23 protein-coding genes and 1 other annotated feature are annotated in these 22778 nt (G+C 38.0%); all 23 genes read right to left on the bottom strand.

The window, feature by feature from the left end; all coding sequences use genetic code 11:
* Positions 1-332: 332 nt before the first annotated feature.
* Positions 333-539 carry a zinc ribbon domain-containing protein gene (locus tag ACFYKX_RS00115; RefSeq protein WP_389356867.1) on the bottom strand — a complete coding sequence of 69 codons (207 nt, stop codon included), beginning with the start codon at positions 537-539 and terminating at the stop codon, positions 333-335.
* A 520-nt stretch (positions 540-1059) separates the two neighbouring features.
* Entirely contained in the window at positions 1060-1683 is a 624-nt protein-coding gene (pyrE, locus tag ACFYKX_RS00110; RefSeq protein ID WP_389356865.1) for an orotate phosphoribosyltransferase, read from the bottom strand.
* Positions 1680-2396 carry an orotidine-5'-phosphate decarboxylase gene (gene pyrF / locus ACFYKX_RS00105; RefSeq protein ID WP_389356863.1) on the bottom strand — a complete coding sequence of 239 codons (717 nt, stop codon included), beginning with the start codon at positions 2394-2396 and terminating at the stop codon, positions 1680-1682. The genes pyrE and pyrF overlap by 4 nt, the downstream gene beginning before the upstream one ends.
* The gene (locus ACFYKX_RS00100; RefSeq protein WP_389356861.1) at positions 2368-3309 is read right to left on the bottom strand and encodes a dihydroorotate dehydrogenase; all 942 of its coding nucleotides are present in this window, start codon (positions 3307-3309) and stop codon (positions 2368-2370) included. The genes pyrF and ACFYKX_RS00100 overlap by 29 nt, the downstream gene beginning before the upstream one ends.
* On the bottom strand, positions 3306-4085 hold the full coding sequence (locus ACFYKX_RS00095) for a dihydroorotate dehydrogenase electron transfer subunit (protein ID WP_389356859.1): 780 nt from the start codon (positions 4083-4085) through the stop codon (positions 3306-3308). The genes ACFYKX_RS00100 and ACFYKX_RS00095 overlap by 4 nt, the downstream gene beginning before the upstream one ends.
* Positions 4082-7294 carry a carbamoyl-phosphate synthase large subunit gene (gene carB, locus ACFYKX_RS00090; RefSeq protein WP_389356857.1) on the bottom strand — a complete coding sequence of 1071 codons (3213 nt, stop codon included), beginning with the start codon at positions 7292-7294 and terminating at the stop codon, positions 4082-4084. Before carB ends, ACFYKX_RS00095 begins: the two co-directional genes overlap by 4 nt.
* On the bottom strand, positions 7294-8379 hold the full coding sequence (locus tag ACFYKX_RS00085) for a carbamoyl phosphate synthase small subunit (protein ID WP_389356855.1): 1086 nt from the start codon (positions 8377-8379) through the stop codon (positions 7294-7296). Before ACFYKX_RS00085 ends, carB begins: the two co-directional genes overlap by 1 nt.
* A complete protein-coding gene (locus tag ACFYKX_RS00080; protein ID WP_389356853.1) occupies positions 8376-9662 on the bottom strand; it encodes a dihydroorotase in 1287 nt (428 codons plus the stop codon). The genes ACFYKX_RS00085 and ACFYKX_RS00080 overlap by 4 nt, the downstream gene beginning before the upstream one ends.
* Complete coding sequence (locus ACFYKX_RS00075; protein WP_389356852.1) at positions 9622-10554, bottom strand: aspartate carbamoyltransferase catalytic subunit; 933 nt, start codon at positions 10552-10554, stop codon at positions 9622-9624. The genes ACFYKX_RS00080 and ACFYKX_RS00075 overlap by 41 nt, the downstream gene beginning before the upstream one ends.
* Positions 10555-10730: 176 nt before the next feature.
* A complete protein-coding gene (locus tag ACFYKX_RS00070; protein WP_389356850.1) occupies positions 10731-12020 on the bottom strand; it encodes a uracil-xanthine permease family protein in 1290 nt (429 codons plus the stop codon).
* 133 nt (positions 12021-12153) lie between these two features.
* A complete protein-coding gene (gene pyrR, locus ACFYKX_RS00065; protein ID WP_389356848.1) occupies positions 12154-12696 on the bottom strand; it encodes a bifunctional pyr operon transcriptional regulator/uracil phosphoribosyltransferase PyrR in 543 nt (180 codons plus the stop codon).
* Positions 12697-12917: 221 nt separating this feature from the next.
* Entirely contained in the window at positions 12918-13826 is a 909-nt protein-coding gene (locus ACFYKX_RS00060; RefSeq protein WP_389356846.1) for an RluA family pseudouridine synthase, read from the bottom strand.
* Positions 13798-14289 (bottom strand): signal peptidase II, encoded by a 492-nt coding sequence (gene lspA / locus ACFYKX_RS00055; RefSeq protein WP_389356845.1) that lies wholly within the window; start codon positions 14287-14289, stop codon positions 13798-13800. The genes ACFYKX_RS00060 and lspA overlap by 29 nt, the downstream gene beginning before the upstream one ends.
* 71 nt (positions 14290-14360) lie before the next feature.
* Complete coding sequence (locus ACFYKX_RS00050) at positions 14361-14648, bottom strand: hypothetical protein (RefSeq protein WP_389356843.1); 288 nt, start codon at positions 14646-14648, stop codon at positions 14361-14363.
* Positions 14649-15083: 435 nt separating this feature from the next.
* The gene (gene ileS / locus ACFYKX_RS00045; RefSeq protein WP_389356841.1) at positions 15084-17855 is read right to left on the bottom strand and encodes an isoleucine--tRNA ligase; all 2772 of its coding nucleotides are present in this window, start codon (positions 17853-17855) and stop codon (positions 15084-15086) included.
* Between the two features lie 143 nt (positions 17856-17998).
* Positions 17999-18228: a binding site (T-box leader), on the bottom strand.
* 43 nt (positions 18229-18271) lie between these two features.
* Positions 18272-18790 carry a DivIVA domain-containing protein gene (locus tag ACFYKX_RS00040; RefSeq protein ID WP_389356839.1) on the bottom strand — a complete coding sequence of 173 codons (519 nt, stop codon included), beginning with the start codon at positions 18788-18790 and terminating at the stop codon, positions 18272-18274.
* A 79-nt stretch (positions 18791-18869) separates the two neighbouring features.
* A complete protein-coding gene (locus ACFYKX_RS00035) occupies positions 18870-19643 on the bottom strand; it encodes a YlmH family RNA-binding protein (RefSeq protein WP_389356837.1) in 774 nt (257 codons plus the stop codon).
* A gap of 237 nt (positions 19644-19880) precedes the next feature.
* Positions 19881-20144: a YggT family protein gene (locus tag ACFYKX_RS00030; RefSeq protein WP_389356835.1), complete on the bottom strand. Its 264-nt coding sequence runs from the start codon at positions 20142-20144 to the stop codon at positions 19881-19883.
* 4 nt (positions 20145-20148) lie between these two features.
* A complete protein-coding gene (locus ACFYKX_RS00025) occupies positions 20149-20607 on the bottom strand; it encodes a cell division protein SepF (RefSeq protein WP_389356833.1) in 459 nt (152 codons plus the stop codon).
* Between the two features lies 1 nt (position 20608).
* Positions 20609-21298 carry a YggS family pyridoxal phosphate-dependent enzyme gene (locus ACFYKX_RS00020; protein WP_389356831.1) on the bottom strand — a complete coding sequence of 230 codons (690 nt, stop codon included), beginning with the start codon at positions 21296-21298 and terminating at the stop codon, positions 20609-20611.
* Positions 21295-22125, bottom strand: coding sequence for a peptidoglycan editing factor PgeF (gene pgeF, locus ACFYKX_RS00015; protein ID WP_389356829.1), 831 nt, complete (start codon positions 22123-22125; stop codon positions 21295-21297). The genes ACFYKX_RS00020 and pgeF overlap by 4 nt, the downstream gene beginning before the upstream one ends.
* 67 nt (positions 22126-22192) lie before the next feature.
* Positions 22193-22468, bottom strand: coding sequence for a YlmC/YmxH family sporulation protein (locus ACFYKX_RS00010; protein ID WP_389356827.1), 276 nt, complete (start codon positions 22466-22468; stop codon positions 22193-22195).
* 90 nt (positions 22469-22558) lie between these two features.
* The coding region (locus ACFYKX_RS00005) for a hypothetical protein (RefSeq protein ID WP_389356825.1) at positions 22559-22778 on the bottom strand (220 nt) is incomplete at its 5' end.

Here is a 22778-nt window from a genome sequence, read left to right as displayed (position 1 = left end):
ATATTTTAATGAATATTTCACCTTATAGTTCGGGTATTTATTTGTTTTTAATTAGTCTAATGATTCCACAGGCCATTAACTAGTGGAATGGAGCGGAAGCCACTCGACTCCTGCGGGAAGTAGAGGAAAGGCTGAGACCCCACAGGCGTAGCCGAGGAGGCTCAGCTTCCTCCCCGCGGAAAGCGAGTGGCTGCAGCGCAATGGAACGAACTTGCTCTTCCAACTTGACTCATTAAAAATTAACAAAGGTATTAAGTTTAATTAAATATTGTTCGTCTTTCCGTATAGTTTATTAAGTTATGTCCCAGGCTCTTTTTATACTTCCTTAGAAATTAGCCTCCAAAGAAGAAATCTAAAACATTGGATGCAGTTGAGGATTGCTTATTATAGAATTCTGAATACCCACAGTTCTTGCAAAAAACAACTACAAACTTATTATGTTGTAGGTCTAGCATCTTTGATAACCCCGTACCCGTCATAGCAACTTCCTTTTGGCCTGCATCCCTACTTCCACATTTAATACAGCCTTTGTTACTCATTAAATACCATCTCCCCTTTTAGTTTCCTAAATAAGTATACGATTGAACTTTTATATAGTTTCGCCGAGATCTAAAATAGGAGGTATTTTTAAACAAACCAAAAAATCTATTAATGAAACGATGAACGAACTCAAAAATTCCTATTTTTTTGTTGCCTTTTGAATAAGAAATAGTCAAAATCATATAGAATTTGGATTTTGGTACATGAGCTAAACTGGAGCTATTAACTAAATTGACTTATTACCAGCGGAACAACGAATTTACTGTCCGTTCAAAATGAGGTTTTTAGTTTATTGTCCAAACTTGAAGCTCAATTGTCCATATTTTCAAATTTATTGTCCGAATTGGAAATTGCACTGTCCAAACAGTAAAAACTACTATAGCAACCGGCTATTAACCTCAAAACATTTCAAAAAGTTGTCCGGAGCTTCCAGATTGAAAGTAATCCGCTACACTACCACTCACCTGACAAAAACAAAAAAAGAATAGCAGCCACAAAGCCGCTATCCTTAAAAACATATTATTTTTTCCAACTAACTGGATCTGCCTTCCACTCAGAAAGTGTTTGAAGATCATCAGCTTCAATATACCCTTTTTCCTTCGCTACTTCAGACAATGTTGAGAAGTCAGATAGAGAGTATGCTTCAACTTTCGCATCCGCTAGTAGATCTTTTCCTTTTTGTAATTCATACGTAAAGATGGCTACAACACCTAATACTTCGCAGCCTTCCTCTCTAAGAGCTTCAACAGCCGTAATAGCACTTCCACCAGTAGAAATTAAATCCTCTACAACAACTACTTTTTGTCCCGATTTTACTTTTCCTTCAATCTGTTTCCCTTTTCCGTGGCCTTTTGCCTTAGAACGAACATAGCACATTGGTAAATCTAATAAATCACTTACCCATGCAGCATGGGGAATTCCAGCTGTTGCTGTACCAGCCACTACTTCTACTTCTGGGAACTTTTCACGTATGATGTCTACCATCCCGCTTGCAACTTCTTTACGAACCGCTGGATAGGAAAGAATTAGTCTGTTGTCACAATAAATAGGTGAAAGCATCCCAGAGGACCATGTAAACGGATCATTTGGTTGTAGTGCTACAGCTTCGATTTCTAGTAATCTTTCAGCAATTAAACGTTTCATTTTAAAATTCCTCCCCATTCTTCCATAAACTTATGATAGCTCTTTACTGGATCAGCAGCCTTTGTAATCGATCTTCCAACTACAATGGCTGAAACTCCAGCCTCCCTCGCAAATCTAGGAGTAGCTACCCTTTTTTGGTCCTGTAAATCATCTGATCCTAAACGAATCCCCGGGGTAACGGTTAGGAAATCAGTTCCTAGGTTTTGGCGAATTAGGGAAGCTTCATGTGAAGAACAAACTACTCCATCTAATCCTGACTCTTTTGCTAAACTCGCATAATGCATAACGGATTGCTCAAGTGAAGCTTGAATAAGCTGCTCCTGCTGCATTTGTTGCTCTGACGTACTTGTAAGTTGTGTAACAGCGATTAATTTAGGTCTCTCTTTTCCTGCTGGTGTTGCAGCTTCTAAGCCCTCTAGAGCTCGCATCATCATTTCTTTTCCACCAGCTGCATGAACGTTTACTAGATCTACACCTAGTCTAGCTAACCCTTTCATCGCACTTCCAACTGTATTCGGAATATCATGAAGTTTTAAATCTAAAAAGATTTCATGGTCCTTTTCTTTTAATTCATGAATCATGCTAGGGCCCTCTTGATAGAAAAGTTCCATTCCTACTTTAACAAAAAGCTTTTCTCCTTCAAAAGGTGTTAAAAATTCAAATACTTCTTTTTTGCTCGCAAAATCAAGAGCGACTATAAGTGAGTTTTTCATGTTTTCCCCAGCTCCTTCCTGTACAGTCAGAAATGTGATCAAACCCTAATTTCTTTAAAAGCTCAGGTAATTCTTCAATAATTTTAGGACATACAAATGGATCTACAAAGTTTGCTGTTCCTACAGCTACCGCACTTGCACCAGCGTAGAAGTATTCAATGACATCTTCAGCTGATTGGACACCACCCATCCCGATAATCGGTAGCGAAACTTGTTGACTAACCTCATGAATCATTCGGATCGCAACTGGTTTAATGGCTGGGCCTGAAAGACCACCTGTTTTATTTGCTAAGATTGGCTTTGCTGTTTTTAGGTCAAGTCTCATTCCTAATAATGTATTGATCATCGTTAAACCGTCTGCACCACCGTCTTCAACAGCCTTTGCCATTTCAACAATGTTTGTGACGTTTGGTGAAAGCTTTACATAAACCGGTACTTCCGAAACTTCTTTTACTTTCTTTGTTAAGTTTTTAGCTACTTCAGGAATCGTACCAAATGCAATACCACCTGTTTTTACGTTCGGACAAGAAATGTTTAACTCAAGAGCATGTACGTTTGGAGCCTTTGATATTTCCTTTGCTACTTCCACGTAATCCTCTTCTAGTGAACCTGCAACATTCGCAATAATCGGAACATCAAATTGCTCTAGCCACTTTAGTTCTCCACTGATTACTTTTTCTAATCCAGGATTTTGAAGCCCAATTGCATTAAGCATCCCAGCTGAAGTCTCCGCTACACGAGGAGTTGGGTTTCCAAATCTCGGTTCAAGGGTTGTTGCTTTAATCATAATGGCACCAAGCGTATTTAAATCAAACAGTTGGCTGTACTCTCTTCCAAATCCAAAGCACCCCGAAGCAGGCATAACTGGATTTTTTAATGATAACCCTGGTAATTCAACACGTAACATACTCATAGTACAACCTCCCCTGCTCTAAAGACTGGTCCATCACTACATACTTTTTTATATGAATGACCTGTTGGATCATCACCTGTATGGCATACACATGCGAAACAAGCTCCAATCCCACATCCCATTCTTTCCTCAAGTGATAGAAATACTTTTTTATGTGAAAAAGTATTTTCTAACGCTTTAAGCATTGGCGTTGGGCCGCAAGAATAGAGAACATCGAATTCAATCCCTTGGTCTTCAATTACATTCGTTACAAACCCTTTACTTCCGAATGTTCCATCGACAGTCGCAACGTATGTTTCGCCTAATTTTGAGAAAGCATCATAATAAAAAACTACATTTTCAGACTGGAAGCCTAAAACATGAATTACCTTAACTCCACGCTCTACAAGCCGTTGTGACAATTCGTATAACGGAGGAACTCCAATGCCTCCACCTACTAGAAGAGCGGTTTCGTCTGTTCCTACTTCCTCTACTGGGAAGCCATTGCCTAAGGGACCTAGTACATCAACAGTCTCTCCAGCTTTCTTTTCTGAAAGTAAACGAGTTCCATACCCTTCACTTCGATAGATCATAGTAAATTGATTTTGGTCTTTATTTATATTTGCAATACTGATTGGTCTTCGTAAAAGTGGGTCAAACCCATTTGAAACTTTTAAGTGTACAAACTGTCCTGGCACATTCATTTCATGAACAAGCTCACCTTTTAGGGTGAGCTCGTAAATTTTATTTGCAATTTCTTTTTGAGAGATGACCGTACAAAGTTCATTTTTTATCATGATAGGACAACCTCCCGTTTTTCTGTTACGTGGTTCATTGATTCTGCTGAGAATGTCATCGATTCAATTACACGTAAAATCGCTTCTGCTGTATCTAAAGAAGTTAAGCAAGGTATTCCATTCTCAACTGATTCACGACGGATTCTGAATCCATCACGCGCGGGTTGCTTTCCTTTTGTTAATGTATTGATTACGATGTGTGCTTCTCCGTTGCGGATCACATCAAGTAAATCTGGACCGTCCGCACCAATCTTTTCAACTACTTTTACTGGGATTCCAGCTGATTGCATGAACTGTGCTGTTCCACTTGTTGCCATTAGTTGATATCCAATGGAAGAGAAGCGCTTCGCTAGTTGTAATGACTCTTCTTTGTCTTTATCTGCAACTGTCATTAACACCGTTCCGAATGGTTGGATCTTCATTCCTGAAGCTACTAGACCTTTGTATAATGCTTTTTCTAACGTTATGTCTTTACCCATTACTTCACCTGTTGATTTCATTTCAGGTCCTAATGTAATGTCCACTCGTCTAAGCTTAGCAAATGAGAACACCGGTACTTTTACAAATACACCTTCTTTTTCAGGAACAAGTCCAGATTCGTAACCTTGTTCAGCAAGAGTTTGACCTAAGATTACTTTCGTTGCAATTTTAGCCATTGGTACATTTGTAATTTTACTTAGGAATGGAACTGTACGACTTGAACGAGGGTTTACCTCAAGTACATAAACTTCTTCCTTGGATACTACATATTGGATGTTTAACAGACCAATAATTCCAAGACCCTTTGCAAGTTTTTGTGTATAATCAATTAATTTCTCTCTTACACTATCAGAGATGCTCTGTGGTGGATATACAGCAATGGAGTCTCCAGAGTGTACTCCCGCTCTTTCGATATGCTCCATAATTCCAGGAATAACTACATTTTCACCGTCAGAAATCGCATCTACTTCAATTTCTTTTCCTGTTAAGTAGCGGTCGATTAACACTGGGTGCTCTGGATTTACTTTAACCGCATTTTTCATATAGTGTAATAACTCTTCTTCTTGGTACACAATTTCCATCGCACGGCCACCAAGAACATATGAAGGTCTTACTAACACTGGATAACCGATTTCTGCTGCGATTGCAACAGCTTGCTCTACTGATAGAGCCGTTTTCCCTTTCGGCTGAGGAATGTTTAATTGTGATAAAGCATGCTCGAATTTATCACGGTTCTCAGCGCGATCTAGATCTTCTAAAGATGTACCTAATATTTTCACGCCTCTTTCTACCAATTTAGCAGCAAGGTTAATGGCTGTTTGACCACCGAACTGTACTACTACTCCTTCTGGTTGCTCTAAGTCGATGATATGCATGACATCTTCAATCGTTAATGGTTCAAAATATAATTTATCTGAGATACTGAAGTCTGTTGATACCGTTTCAGGGTTATTGTTAATAATAATAGCTTCATAGCCCGCTTCTTTAATCGCCCATACAGCATGTACAGTAGAATAATCGAACTCAATTCCTTGACCGATACGAATTGGACCAGAGCCTAGAACCACAACGCTTTTTCTATCTGTTACGATAGACTCGTTTTCATCTTCATATGTTCCATAGAAATAAGGAGTTTCAGATTCAAATTCAGCTGCACAAGTATCAACCATCTTGTAAACAGGAATGATGCCTTGTTCTTTTCTCCAGTTGTACACTTCTAGTTCTGTAGAATTCCATAGTTTAGCAATGGTTGTATCAGCAAAGCCCATTTCTTTTGCCTTCTCCGCAATTTCAGCTTGGAAAGGATGTTCAGCTAGTTCTAATTCGTAGCGAATGATTTTTTCCATTTTATGAAGGAAGAATAAGTCGATTTGGCTCCACTCATGAATAGTTTCAATCGTTACACCGCGCTTAAGAGCTTCGCCGATATAGAATAGACGCTCGTCACCCGCTTTGCGGATTCGCTTTTCTAAAAGTTGATCATCGATTTGATCAGCGTCATTTAGAGATAAATGGAACACACCAGCTTCTAGTGAACGAACCGCTTTTAAAAGAGACTCTTCAAACGTGCGTCCAATTGCCATTACCTCTCCAGTCGCTTTCATTTGTGTTCCTAAAGAACGATTGGCAGACTCAAATTTATCGAATGGCCAGCGTGGAATTTTAGAAACAATGTAATCCAATGCTGGCTCAAAGCAAGCATATGTTTTACCAGTTACCGGGTTCATCATTTCATCTAATGTTAACCCTACAGCAATTTTCGCTGCTAATTTTGCGATTGGATAACCCGTTGCTTTAGAAGCTAGTGCAGATGAACGACTCACCCTTGGGTTTACTTCGATAATATAATAGTTAAAGCTATATGGATCTAAGGCAAGCTGAACATTACAGCCTCCTTCGATTTCAAGAGCACGAATAATTTTTAATGAAGTGTTTCTTAGTAGTTGGTATTCTCGATCACTTAACGTTTGGCTAGGTGCTACAACAATGGAATCGCCTGTATGTACGCCTACAGGGTCGATATTTTCCATGTTACAAACCACGATTGCGTTGTCATTTGAATCACGCATTACTTCGTACTCAATTTCTTTGAATCCAGCAATGCTTTTTTCAAGTAAACATTGAGTTACTGGGCTATTTTTTAAACCACTTGTTACAATTTCAATTAATTCCTCTTCATCATGGCAAATTCCACCGCCAGTTCCTCCAAGCGTAAATGCAGGGCGGACGATAACTGGATACCCCACCACATTTACAAACTTGTAAGCCTCATCAAGGTTATGAATAATTTCACTTTCAGGTACAGGCTCACCAAGCTCATTCATTAAGTTTCTAAATAAGTCACGATCTTCCGCTTTTTCAATCGCAGATAATTTCGTTCCTAAAATCTCCACTCCACATTCTTCTAACACGCCTGCTTTAGCTAATTCTACAGCTAGGTTTAATCCTGTTTGGCCACCTAGAGTTGGAACTAGAGCATCTGGACGCTCTTTACGAATGATTCTACTAACAAATTCTAATGTTAACGGCTCGATGTAGACAGCATCTGCAATTTCCGTATCTGTCATAATCGTTGCAGGGTTTGAGTTCACAAGAATTACACGATACCCTTCTTCTTTTAGTGCGATACATGCTTGTGTTCCAGCATAGTCAAATTCTGCTGCTTGCCCGATAACAATGGGTCCTGATCCAATTACTAGAATACTATTAATGTCTGTACGTTTTGGCATTAGTTCGTAACCCCACTTTCTGCAGTTTCAATCATTTGTAAAAAGCGTTCGAATAAGTGATTTGCATCTTCTGGTCCTGGTGAAGCCTCTGGGTGATATTGGACCGTGAATGCAGGTACATCTTTATGTTTTAATCCTTCAATCGTTCCATCATTCAGTGCAATATGAGTAACCTCTAAACGCGTATTTTCAATGGAATGCTCTTCTACTGTATATCCGTGGTTTTGTGAAGTAAGAGCTACTTTTCCTGTTGTTAAATCTTTTACAGGGTGGTTAGATCCTCTATGACCGAACTTCATCTTTTCTGTATTTGCTCCACAAGCAAGGGCGAATAATTGGTGTCCTAAGCAAATCCCGAACATTGGAACTTTCCCTAAGATTCCTTGGATCATCTTGATTGCTTCAGGTACATCTTTCGGGTCCCCAGGTCCATTAGAAAGCATCACTCCATCTGGACTTAGGTTTAAAATTTCTTCAGCTGTTGTGTTGTAAGGAACAACAATCACATCACAGTTACGTTTGTTTAGTTCTCTTAAAATTCCATGCTTCATCCCAAAGTCTACAAGTACGACTCTTCTACCACGTCCCGGGCTTGGATAAGCAGTCTTCGTAGAAACTTGTTTTACTTGATCATTTCTTAAGTGTGTTGCTCTTAAGCGCTCTAACACTTGATCAACATTTTCATCGATGCTACAAATGGCACCTTTTAGCGTTCCGTATTGACGGATAATTCTAGTTAACTTTCTTGTATCAATTCCTGCAATTCCAGGAATGTTTTTGATTTTGAAAAATTCATCTAGTGACTTTTCGTTTCTCCAGTTTGAAGGGAAGTCAGCCACTTCCTTTACAATAAAACCTTGGATAGCTGGATTAATTGATTCGAAATCATCACGATTGATCCCATAGTTTCCAATTAAAGGGTATGTTAATGTAACAATTTGACCACAGTAGGATGGATCTGAGAGGATCTCTTGGTAGCCTGTCATTCCTGTATTAAATACAACCTCACCAATCGTTCCAGTATCACTTCCAAAACCTTCGCCGATAAAAACTGTTCCGTCTTCAAGAATTAATTGTTTTTTCATTCTGTTACACTCCCTTTTTTCCATGCTGTTTTGCCTTTTGCGATGGTCATTACTGGCCACCCTTTACATTCCCAACCTGCAAATGGTGTATTTTTACCTTTTGATAAGAATGTCTCTGGATCAATAGCTGCTTTCTGTTCAAGATCTATTAAAACTAAATCTGCAACTGCACCAACTTCAATCGTTCCAAGCGCTAATCCAAATGTTTCAGCTGGTTTTCTAGTTAAGAAATCAATTAGCTGATTTAACGTTAATACGCCTTTTTCAACTAAGTGTGTGTATAGCAGTGGAAAAGCTGTTTCTAGACCAACAATTCCAAATGGAGCTAGCTGCATACCTTCTGCTTTCTCTTCTGCAGTATGAGGGGCATGGTCCGTCGCAATAAAGTCAATCGTTCCATCCAGTAACCCTTCAATTAGTGCTGTGCGATCTGCACTTCCTCTCAAAGGCGGATTCATTTTGTAGTTTGAATCCATTCCTGGTATATCATCTTCACATAATAATAAGTGATGAGGTGTTACCTCGGCAGTGACTTTAATTCCTGCGCGTTTTGCGTCTCTAACTACTCGTACCGATTCTTTCGTACTGATATGGCAAACATGATAGTGGCAATTTGCTGCCTCTGCTAACAACACGTCTCTTGCGATATGAACTGATTCACAAACCGATGGGATCCCATTGATTCCATTCTCTTTTGAAAAAGTGCCCTCATGAACTGCCCCTTTATTGATAAGGGTATTTTCTTCACAGTGAGCTACAATTGCCATGTCAAGACTAGCTGCTTTTTTCATCGCTTGCAACATCATGCTAGCTGATTGAACACCTACTCCATCATCCGTAAATGCAAATGCTCCGGCTTCCTTTAGTTCTTCAAAGTTTGTTAGCTCCTGACCAAGCTCACGAATCGTAATAGAAGCATAAGGTAAAACACGTACCGCTGCTGTGTCTTCAATGCGGTTATTCAACCATTCAAGCTGTTCTTTTGTATCTGGAACAGGTCTTGTATTAGGCATCGCTGCAACCGTTGTAAATCCACCCTTTGCAGCCGCTAAAGTACCTGTTGCAATCGTTTCTTTCTTCTCTCCGCCTGGTTCACGGAGATGAACATGAAGATCAATGAATCCAGGAGCAATTAAAGCACCATTCGCATCAATTGTTTCATCTGCTTCTCTAGAGATACTCTCATTAATTTCTTGGATTTTTCCATCCTCTATAAAAACTTCCGCTTTGATGTATTCTCCATTATTTGTGAGCAAGTGACCATTTTTGATGATGATTGACATTTGTAAAACTCCCTTCAAGTGATCTTTTTAGTACTGCCATACGAACATACACACCATTTTCCATTTGCTTAAATATTCTAGAACGTTCACATTCTACTAAGCTATCAGCGATTTCTACGTTTCTATTAACTGGAGCAGGGTGCATGATAATACTGTCCCGCTTCATTCTTTGTTCTCTTTCAACTGTTAAGCCATATGCTTGATGATATTCATCAACTAAGTTTGCACCATTTTGTTCGTGACGTTCGTGTTGAATTCTTAGTAACATGACTACGTCAGATGTTTCTATTGCTGTATCCACATCCTCGTAGCGTCCATTTTGTAAAAGTGTTTCATCAAACCACCCTTCTGGTCCTGAGAACACCACTTCCGCTCCTAATCGTTGCAAGGCATCTGCGTTAGACCTTGCTACTCGACTATGTCTGATGTCACCGATAATGGCTACTTTTAAGCCAACAAACTGACCAAACTCTTGTTGGATGGTTAGTAGATCTAGTAATGATTGTGTTGGATGATGACCACAGCCATCACCAGCGTTAAGTACTGGGATATTTATTTTCCCTACTAATTCCTCAAAATATCGATCTTGATTATGTCTAATGACAACAGCATTAACACCAATTGCTTCTAATGTTCGAACTGTATCGTACAAGGTTTCACCTTTCAAAACGCTAGAAGTGCTTACTTCAAAAGGAATAACGTCTAAACCTAGTTTTCTTTCCGCCACTTCAAAACTACATTTTGTTCTAGTACTTGCCTCGAAGAATAAATTTGTAACAAACGTCTGTTTTTCAGGTCTCCAAGTTGCTCCTTCTGAAAAGGATTGAGCATCAGATAATATCCCTCTAATTTCTTCAAGCGTTAAGTCTGTCGTGGTTAACAAATCTTTCACGAGTGAAACCCCCATTTGAATAATTGTGTAAAAAAAACACCCTGACATCTATCATCAGGGTGTTTTGAATATACATTGGCCTCAGAAGGGTATACTCAAATAGAGTAACACCTTTTGTTCGATGCCAACATATTCTCACCCTTGTAAATCTCTCTGGATTTAATTAAAAGGTGTTACTATGCAACTTCATTATCTTCTTCGAATAAACTAGTGTCCTTATCTCTTCCAGGTAGAATTAGGTTAAGAATAACCCCGATGATTGCTGCTAATGCCATTCCCTCAATCGAGAAAGCCTCAGATATTTCTAATGCAGCTCCACCAATTCCAACTACTAGGATAACAGACGAAATTACTAAGTTTCTGTTCTGACCGAAATCAATTTTATTTTCAACTAGCATACGTAATCCACTTGATGCAATAATACCGAACAATAGAATCGAGATTCCACCAAGAACGGCTGTTGGAATTGTTTGAATGAACGCCATTGCTTTACCAAAGAACGAAAACAAAATCGCTAGAACCGCTGCACCAAGAATGACATAAACCGAGTATACTCTTGTGATTGCTAGAACACCGATGTTTTCACCATAAGTTGTTTTTGGTGGTCCACCAAGTAATGCACTTACAAATGTTCCTAAACCATCTGCAACAATCGAACGGTGTAAGCCTGGATCTTTAATATAGTTTCTATTTACAACTTTACCTAGTACTAATTGGTGACCGATGTGTTCTGAAATCGTAACTAGCACGATTGGTACCATTGCAAGTAAGATGGTAGAAGTAATGGTAAATTCGTAATGTACTCCTGGTATTAAGAAATCAGGCATTTCGAAAATAGCTGCTTCTTTAACTGCTGAGAAATCGACAATTCCGATCATTGCTGAGTAGAAATAACCAATAATTAATCCCATTAAGATTGGCATAGCGCTTAGGATATTCTTAAAATAAACCGTGAATATAATGGCTGAAAATAATGTTACTAAAGCTGCTGAAAAATGAAGGAAGCTATATTCTCCATTAACATTCATAGACATGTCTACTGCAACACCTGCTAAAGCTAAACCAATAACCATAATAACTGGTGCTACCACAATCGGCGGTAAAAGACGCATTAACCACTTGTAACCTGTTTTCCATATAATAAGTGATACAATTCCGTATGTTACCCCTACTGCCATTGCTCCAATCATTGCATTCCCTGGATTTTCTCCTCCATTTGAAGCGATGATGATTGGTGCGATAAAGGCGAATGATGATCCTAAATAGGCAGGCACTTTAAATTGTGTAATTAACAAGAAAATGATTGTTGCAATACCACTTGTTAGTAATGCAATCGCTGGGCTTAACCCAACTAGCTTTGGTACTAAAATAGTAGCACCGAACATCGCAAACATATGTTGAAAGCTTAGTGTAATCATTTGTGTTTTAGTTGGTACATCTTTGATATCAAGTACTGTTCTGTTCATTATGTCTCTCCCTTTCAATAAAAAACCTCTTTGAAATTTCTTTCAAAGAGGCTAGTCTTGAAAAGTAAAATGGGGGGTCCCATTATTACAATCCTTTTGCTAGCCTCTCTGGACTACATTTAAAAGGTCTAATTTAAATTTCATAAATACTTACTTGTTCTTTTTCATCAACTTCTGCTAATTCTACAACTATTTTTTCCGAGCTAGATGTTGGAATGTTCTTTCCAACGTAGTCTGCTCTGATTGGTAACTCACGATGACCACGATCGACTAGAACCGCAAGCTGTACAGAAGAAGGTCTTCCTAAATCAACTAAAGCATCAAGTGCTGCTCTTACAGTTCTTCCTGTATATAATACGTCATCAACTAAAATAACTTTTCGGTCGTTAACTTGATTAGGAATATCTGATCCTTTGACTAAAGGTTCCTGATCATCAGTTGCTTTTGTTAAGTCATCTCTGTACAATGTAATATCTAACTCTCCGACTGGAATTTTAGCACCTTCAATTTGCTCAATTCTTTCTGCTAGCCGGTTTGCTAGGTATATTCCTCTTGTACGAATTCCTATTAAGATGCAACCTTCTATCCCTTTATTTTTCTCGATTATCTCGTGTGCTATTCTAGTTAATGCTCTTCGTATCGCCTGTTCATCTAGTACGACTGCTTTTTTAGTCATCGCAATCACCCTTTTATTTTTTTTTGCTTATAATGAACAAAAAACCCTCTCACCATGGGCGAGAGGGTATACGAATCCTACTTATGCAAAATGGGCATGCGTATCCCACTTCACTTATCCGTTTCCTTCTCAGCCTCACGGGACTGTTTTAAAGGACTTATTCAGCTAAGGTAATCTTATATGACGTGTAGAATTTTGTCAATAAAGAATTTTAATTTTCCCTATTCCCTACGCAACTTATTCAACAGAACTTCGTAATACTCCGGAAGAGGAGCTTCAAACTCAAGATACTCATTCGTTCTTGGGTGATTAAATCCTAGTACTCCGGCATGTAGAGCTTGGCCACCTATATCTAGGGTCTTTCTTGGTCCATATTTAGGATCCCCAGCTAATGGGAAGCCAATATATTTCATATGAACACGGATTTGATGAGTTCTACCTGTCTCTAATTGACATTCAACATAGGTAAAATCCGTAAATCTTTCTAATACATGAAAATGAGTTACGGCTTTTTTTCCGTTATCCACAACCGTCATACTTTGCCTGTCTTTAGGATCTCTCGCAATAGGCGCGTCAATCGTTCCGTAATCATGCTGGATGTTTCCGTGTACGATGGCTCTATATTTTCTCGTTACTGTTTTTGCAACCAGTTGATTAACTAAGCTTTCATGAGCTAAATCATTTTTAGCAACCATCAATAAACCTGATGTATCTTTATCAATCCGGTGAACAATTCCAGGTCTTAATACTCCATTGATACCCGAAAGGTCTTTACAATGTGCCATTAATCCGTTTACAAGTGTTCCTGTCATGTGGCCAGGTGCCGGATGAACAACCATCCCTTTAGGCTTGTTCACAACAATAACGTCATGATCCTCGTAATAGATTTCTAAGTTCATTTCTTCCGGAATAACATCTAATTCCTCTGGTTCGGGTATTAGAATGCTAATTGCATCATTCAAGGAGCATTTATAATTCGTTTTAACATTTTTTTCGTTTACAAGTACATGACCGTCCTTAATCCACTGTTGTACTTGAGTACGAGACCATTCAGCATTTATCGTTGAAAGAACCTTATCAATTCTTTCACCGACTTGTTCTTCAAGAACGATGTGTTCCATTTTCTCCATTAGATTTCTCCTTTGCTTCTCTTTCTTCTTTAATCATTTGAAGCATTAACAGTGCAACCCCAATGACTAATGCAGAGTCGGCGATATTAAAAATAGGAAAGTCGTATCCAAAAATATAAGTATTGATAAAATCCACTACTTCTTTCCTGAATAATCGATCAATAAAATTGCCGATTGCTCCACCTAGCATTAAAGCTAGCGATAACCCTAACAAAAGCTTCCCTTTAGCCGCTTTTTGAATGTAATAGATAATCCCAATCACCACAATGATTGTTATTACATAGAAGAACCACATCTGCCCTTGTAAAATCCCCCATGCAGCGCCACGGTTGCGATGTGATGTTATATAAAAGAAGTTCTCAATAACTTTAATGCTGTCTCCAATCTCCATATTTTTTACAATGAGCCATTTCGTCCATTGATCAAGAAGAATAATAAATAAAGCAATTATGTAATAAAACACAAAGGCAACCTCCAAACACTTCTAATTCATTACCTTTGCATTTTAGCATAAACGTATGGAAAACGACAGCATCATGAGTATATCGGCTTACAGAAAAAGCGATCAATATTTTTACAATCCTTCATCGTTTTGATAGTGGGAACCATCATGAGCAAATTTTCAGGAATCAGTTCACCAGAAAATTCACATCTTCCAAATTCACCATTCTGAATCTTTTCCAATGCGATTTCGATATCACGTAGCTCTTCCTTTAACATAGGTTTGATTAAATCTGAGCCTTGACCCTCTTCAAGTCTTTCCACTATTTCCTTTCTTGTTTTACGGAGTTCTAAATAGAGCTTTTCCTGGTTTGCATCCATATGTTTCCCTCCGTTCTTAAATTGTCGCTGAATAAACGTTCATTTCGTCCTCATCGGTATAAAGCCGTATCAATTTTGCAAACAACCTTTTAGATTACTCTATAGGTTTGATGTACAAATAGTATTACCGGCAAATAGTTAATGACTCGAAAAAACATTTTACATAGTAAACAACTATTAACGAAGGTGGAATATTTTTCGCTCTTTTTTTATGTATACCCTTATGGTTAACGATGTTTATAAAAATATTAGTAAAAGAAGGCTCTTTTCATAAACTTTTTTACTTTTCAAATACTTTAAACTGCTTTTAAATGATTATGGTGCTGTTTTCTATTATTTTGTGCAGAAAAGATGCACGAAGCAGCATTCTATGCGAAAACAGCCTAAAAGAAAAAACTCCTCGTCATTTAACGAGAAGTTTTTCAAATAATTAAATTAAGATAAATGACTATAATTCTCTTCTACTACCTGTGCACAGCGAGTACATAATGTAGGATGGCTGTCTACTTGACCCACTTCCGGTGTAACTGTCCAGCAGCGATCGCAAGTTTCACCTTCAGCCTTCGTCACTACAATAGCAGCTGTATCTAATTTCAACGCCTCTTCTGGTGCATTTTCATAAGAGCCTGCTACTTCAAAACCAGAAACAATAAATAGCTGTTTTAAGTTTTCTGAGATGGATTCTAAAAGATCTTTCGTTTTGTCGTTTACGTAAAGTGTTACTTTGGCTGTTAATGATTTACCAATCACTTTATTATTACGAGCTTCCTCTAGCGCTTTTAGTACATCATCACGAAGTTCCATGAAAGCAGTCCATTTATCCTCTAATGCCTTACTATTTGCAATCTCAACTGCTTCAGGTAAATCCGTAAGTTGAACACTTTCTTCTTTAACTGAATCAATATATCCCCATACTTCATCAGCAGTATGAGATAGAATCGGTGCAACAAGCTTTGTTAAAGCAATTAGGGACTCGTATAAAACCGTTTGAATTGCACGGCGTTCAGCATGATCTTTTGCTTCAATATAAAGAACATCTTTTGCAAAGTCTAAATAGAAAGAACTTAAATCAAGTGTACAGAAGTTGTTCACAGCGTGATAAATTCCCGCAAACTCATAGTTTTCGTATGCATTTCTTACTGTTTTAATTAGTTTGTTTAGCTTCACAAGCATAAACTGATCTACTTCACGCAGATTCTCAAATGCAACTCTATCCGTTTCTGGATTGAAATCATTTAGATTCCCAAGTAGGAAACGGAATGTATTACGAATCTTACGGTAAACCTCAGCTACTTGTTTTAAAATTGCGTCAGATACGCGTACGTCTGCTTGATAGTCAACAGATGCTACCCATAGGCGTAAAATGTCAGCTCCGAGCTGATTCATTACTTTTGCAGGAACAACAACGTTTCCAATCGATTTACTCATTTTTCTACCTTCACCATCTAAGGCAAAACCGTGACTTAAAACACCTTTATATGGAGCTTTCCCCGTTACAGCTACACCAGTAGATAAAGATGAGTTAAACCAACCTCTATATTGGTCAGATCCTTCTAGGTATAAGTCTGCTGGACGCTGCAAGTCATCACGTTCTTCAAGAACTGCTTGGTGTGAAGACCCAGAGTCAAACCAAACATCCATGATATCTGTTTCTTTTGTGAACTTCCCATTCGGACTTCCTGGATGAGTAAATCCTTCTGGTAAAAGATCTTTTGCTTCTCGCTCAAACCAAATGTTAGATCCATGCTGACGGAATAAATTAGAAACATGATCAATCGTTTCATCAGTGATGATTTCTTCTCCACTTTCAGCGAAGAATACTGGAATTGGCACTCCCCAAACACGTTGACGAGAAATACACCAGTCTCCACGATCACGTACCATGTTAAATAATCGAGTTTCACCCCAAGCTGGAACCCATTTTGTTTCTTTTACAGCCTCTAATAATTCATTTCTAAAATCTTTAATGGATGCGAACCATTGAGCTGTTGCACGGAAGATTACTGGCTTCTTCGTTCTCCAATCATGAGGATAAGAGTGAGTGATGAACGTAAGCTTTAATAATGCACCAGCTTCTTCTAGTTTTTGAGTAATCGGTTTATTCGCTTCATCATAGAATAATCCTTCAAAGCCTACAGCATCCTTTGTAAAGTATCCTTTATCATCTACTGGACATAAAACTTCTAATCCATATTTCTGACCAACTAGGAAGTCATCTTCACCATGACCTGGTGCTGTGTGAACACATCCTGTACCTGCATCCGTTGTTACATGCTCACCAAGCATCACTAATGAATCTCGATCATATAATGGGTGCTTAGCTAAAATATGTTCAAGCTCTTGACCTTTAACCGTTTTAACTACTTTAGGATTTTCCCAACCAATCGTGTTTGCAACAGATTCAAGTAATTCTTGGGCCACAACATATTTCTGTCCACTTACTTCTACGACTACATAGTCTAAGTCAGCGTGAACAGTAATCCCTAAGTTAGCTGGCATTGTCCAAGGAGTAGTCGTCCAGATCACAATTTGTGTATCTGTATCAAGAACACCTTTTCCATCTCTTACTTTAAAACCAACATAGATTGAAGGAGATTTTTTGTCATTATACTCAATTTCAGCTTCAGCTAAAGCTGACTCACTTGAAGGTGACCAGTACACAGGCTTCAACCCTTTATAGATATAGCCCTTCTTAGCCATTTCTCCAAATACTTTAATTTGTTGTGCTTCATACTCAGGCTTTAAAGTGATATATGGGTTTTCCCAATCGCCTCTAACCCCTAGTCGTTTAAATTGAGTACGCTGACTATCAATTTGTTCGTAAGCATACTCTTCACACAATTTACGGAACTCAGCTACTGTTAATTCTTTACGCTTAACCCCTTTATTTGTAAGAGCCTGTTCAATTGGTAGTCCGTGTGTATCCCATCCAGGCACATATGGAGCATTGTATCCACTCATTGATTTATAACGAACGATAAAATCTTTTAGAATTTTGTTAAGAGCATGCCCCATATGGATATCACCATTAGCATATGGCGGTCCATCGTGTAGAACAAACATTGGACGTTCTTTCGTTCTTTCTTGTACTTTTGCATAGATGTCCATCTCTTCCCACTTGCTTTGGATTTCCGGCTCGCGATTTGGAAGATTTCCTCGCATCGGAAATTCAGTTTGTGGCATTAATAACGTATCTTTGTACTCCATGTTAATATTTCCTCCTATACACTACTGTTGAGCAAAAATGGTTTTATGTGGATCAGTATTTACTGGTTGAATTCTTTAAAATAAAACTCACAGTTACCATTATTACCAAAGAAATGAAAAATAAAAAAACCTCCTCATCCCTAAAAAGGGACGAGAAGGTTTAAACTCCCGCGGTACCACCCTTGTAGATAGAATAATCCTATCCGCTCAAGATATTCGTAACGTGAATAAAACGCCATAGTCTACTCAGCTATGCTTTCGACCTGGTACTCAAGGGGGATCTTCTAATCGTTCACTTTTACTGGACTCACACCAACTCCAGCTCGCTTAAAAAAGTATTGAATGATTATACTGTCCCTATCATCGTAGAACGTATTACTTTGTTAGGAAATTATATGCGAAACAAATACGTTTCGTCAAGCCATTGTGTCTTCTTCTTCTTTTGCTGATTTTAGTTCAGTTGCATCAAGTTCATATTGCATCAAATAATCCCAATCATCTGTATTAAGCATATCTAATTGGGCCTCAATTAACATTTTAAAACGAGTTCGGAAAACCTTTGACTGTTTCTTTAAATCTTCTATTTCTAGAGCAATTTTCCTAGCTTTAGATAAGGATTCATTAACGATGCGGTCAGCATTCTTTTCCGCTTCTTTTATAATTAATTTTGCTTCTTTTTGAGCATTTCTTTTAACTTCTTCAGCAGCTTCTTGAGCAACTACGATTGATTTGTTTAATGTTGACTCAATATTATTAAAATGCCCAATACGCTCAGTAAGGTCGTTAAGCTTTTCCTCTAACTCTTTCTTTTCACGGATAATAAGCTCGTAATCTTTAATAACTTGGTCTAAAAATTCATTTACTTCATCTTCATCATAACCGCGGAACCCTTTATTAAATTCCTTGTTATGTATATCTAACGGTGTTAATGGCATAAGGCCACCTCCATCTTAGTCTATCATTTATGTGTTTTGATAATATTCGACAGGTAATGAGAAAATCCTTCAAAAAATTTTAAATTTGTTTACCAACAATAATTCTTAGTTTGTCTTTTTTTGTTCTTCCTTCAATGGAGATTATTTTTGCTCTACCAAAGCCTCTTGCTGATAAAATATCTCCTTCACCACATTCAAATGCATTATTTTCTATCGTAGTCCAATTAACCTTCACTAGACCCTGATTTATGTACAATTGTGACTTCTGCCTAGATATGTTGTGGATAGCTGAAAGGACCGTGTCGAGTCTAAGAGATGAGACAGTTGTGGATGTCTCGTTCCATTGTATATATACGTTTATCACATCGCTTAACGGCATTTCCCTTAAACTGATTGATGCCCGCCCGATTGAATCCAATTGTAGCATAATATAATCAGATACTTCTTTTGCTGCAAAAAATTGGACTCGATCTTGTTCCAATAGGATATCGCCGAATTTCCCCCTTTTTAATCCCAAGGACATCAGGCTACCTAATACTTGGGGATGTTCTAATGTGACAAACTTACTTGGATAATCTACTTCAAACAAGCAAATTTCATAGTCCTCTAGGTCAACTTGGTGATATTCAGGATAAATGAGAGCTCGCTGTCTTTCAGCCCCCGGCATTCCTCCAAACATCTCCACTTTTACATCCGCTTGTGTACCAATAATGGTTTTGACAATTTGTTGCTCTCTAGGATCTAGAAAATCCGTAACTTTAGCTACAAAGGTATTCTCAACATGGTCTTTCCAGTTCATTACTTGATCAATAAAGTCACGCTCTTCAGGTCGAAAATGTTGGTAAATACTCACTTAACCACCTACGTCCTTGTGTAAATCCATCTCATAGTTGGAATCTAAAGAAAAATACGAAAAAAGGGACTATAAAAAGCCCCTTAACATTAAGGCCATATATATTTAAGGCTCTTTTCTTGTTAAAAAAAGCAAACATTAATATAGCAACCTTTTTAGAACTAAATAAATCTTCAATATAGGCTACCCTACCCACTTATAGTGGTAAACTAAGCGTACATCCGATCAATAGATTTATTATAAAAACCAACCGAATAACTGTACTAATCCAGACGTAGCAAAACGTAGAACTAAAATTGCTACAATTGGAGAAATATCAATCATACCAAGTGGAGGAATAAACTTTCTAAAAGGTTCTAAATAAGGTTCACAAATACGAGCTAAAAATTGCCCAATCGCACTTTCTTTAGCATTTGGAAACCATGAGAGTAAAATGTAAATAATTAATGCCCATGAATAGTATTCAATTAACCTTACTAAAATTAATAAAACAAATTCCATCTACTTACCACCTCGAATCTTCAAGATCAGCCTCTTGCAACAGCTGTGATATATTACCTGAAACCTCAACATTATCTGGGGTACATAAGAAAATATCTGATCCTATTTTTTGTATGTCTCCACCAATAGCATAAACAGTCCCGCTTAAGAAATCTACGATTCTTTTTGCTTGGTCACGTTCGATCCTTTGAAGGTTAACAATGACTGAACGTCGATTTTTTAACTGATCAGCAATGTCCTGAGCCTCTGCGTAAACGCGCGGTTCTATCAGCACTACTTTAGAAGCCTTTTGTTGAACACTTTGAAGACTAACAACATTTTGTTTTTGAACAGCTTGTTGGGTTTGTTGTTGTTTTTGAGGCTTTACAGGCTGCTGAACTTCACTTTCAGCCATTTCCCCTTCTTCATAGTCATATTCATCATCTAGGAAAAAAAATGTTTTAATTTTGGATTTCAAGCTCATTTTATTTAACCTCCTGGCTTTCTTGACCTACGAGTGCAGTTCCAATACGCACCATAGTCGCCCCTTCTTCAATAGCTAACCGATAATCATTCGACATCCCCATTGAGAGTTCATTACATGAAGCAAAATCCAGTTTCAAATTCTTCACTTCTAACTGAAGGTTCTTTAACCTTCTAAAGCAGTCTCGGATCATACTTTCATCTTCTGTAAAAGGCGCCATTGTCATTAATCCTGCTACATGTATATTGGGACACCCTTCTAATTGCTTAACGAAGTCGCAAACAGCTTCTGGCTCCATTCCATGTTTCGACTCTTCCCCAGAAACATTTACTTGTACTAAACAATTTATGGTCCTTGTAGCTCTTTTATTAATTTCTTTTGCAAGGGAGAGTCTGTCTAACGAATGTATGTAATCCACCTTATCAATCACGTTCTTTACTTTTCTAGTTTGTAATGAACCGATAAAGTGCCATGTGGGCTTGTCCTTTAGTTCCTCCCATTTGGATAAAAGTCCATCATCTCGATTTTCTCCTAAGTGGGTTACACCAGCCTCAACTGCTTCTATTGCCCTATCTATTGAAACATATTTAGTAACAGCGATTATTTTAATTTCTTCAGCATTCCGGTTTGCTTTACTACAAGCTGCAATAATATTTTCCTGGATGTTTTTCAGATTGTCCTTAACACTCATGAATCGATGGGGTCCTCCTTCCAACCAATAAAACTCATCATCCGTCCTGTCATTGCTTTGTCTCGTCGGTGGGAGAAAAAGTGTTCTTCATGACAGCTCGTACATAGATTCGTTCCTTGTATGTTTTGCTCTGGTAAACCCGCTTTTAACAGTAACTGCCGATTAAGCTCCTGCAAGTTCAAGTAATATTGATTACCACTAATTAAATTATATGGCTTTTTTTCGACATGTTCTAGTGCGTTTTCAACTAAATTAACTACTCGGTCATCTACAATATAACATTTTTCGCAAATAGAAGGGCCAATAGTTGCAAAAATATTGTTAGGTTCGATTCCTTCCTCTTTAAAAACATCGATCATTTTTACCCCAATCCCGTGGACCGAACCCTTCCATCCTGCATGAGCAATACCAATAGCTTTTTCCTTTGGAGCATAAAAATACAATGGTACACAGTCAGCAAAATTCAATATTAATAGGACACCACTATCGAAGGTGAAAAAACCGTCAGTCTCTTTAAACGCCTCATGGTAGGAAAGGGATCCCATCCCCCTATCCTTCTTCGTCACTCTTTGAATGTGCACATCGTGAGTTTGTTGCGCGCTAATCCAATGATTAATAGGGAAGTTTATTAATTTGGAAATCTTTTTGCGGTTATCACAAACAGCTTCAAACGTATCGTCAACGTGAAAACCGACATTTAAACTTGTATATTTACCGTTACTAGTTCCACCCTTTTTTGTCGTAAAGCCTGCAACAAGACCTGTTGTCTCATTCATCCAATCCTGAATAAGAAACAATTCTTCATCCTTTAAAACGAATGGTTCCATGTGTCTAACCTCTTTAGTTTTCTATAGTTTACCATACCTAGCCAAAAGCTCACAGAAAAAATGACAATTATTGCTCTTCTTCTTCTTCAATTTGTTTATATTGGGTTACATCTATATAACGAACTAAGATGACATCCTCACCAATCTTTAATATATTCTTCCAAGGGATAATAACCTCTTCATCTTTGCCGAAAAAACCCAAAACTTTACCTGCCCCACTAATGATAATTGCTTCGATCTTTCCGTTAGTTAAATTAATTTCAATATCTCCAATATTCCCCAATTTTTTTCCGTCAGCTACATTCACAACATCTTTAATCTGGAATTCTGATATTCTCACCATTTATCATCCACTCCCGCAACTAGTTAAGGCTACTGTATTAAGCCATCATTAACTAAATTATATGAATCTGATGCGTCAAAAAATGAGTCTTTAGCTAAAATTGCTAAAATATATATTTCTAATAAAAACTTCTTTAAAGAATGATGTGCTGAACAAAGATAAAAAGCTGCCATAGTAGGCAGCTTCAGATTGTCGACAAAAGGCATCGAGACTTCGATGCTTTTTGTCTTTTTTATTTATTTTGGAGGGGAAATGGTTGATTTCCGCTCCAGGCGCTTGCTTTCCGGGGGGCGTTCGCCAAGCCTCCTCG

The organism is Cytobacillus spartinae (genome assembly GCF_042865285.1).
GTDB classification, from domain to species: Bacteria; Bacillota; Bacilli; order Bacillales; family Cytobacillaceae; genus Robertmurraya_A; species Robertmurraya_A spartinae.
This window is presented reverse-complemented; position numbering and strand designations above follow the sequence as displayed.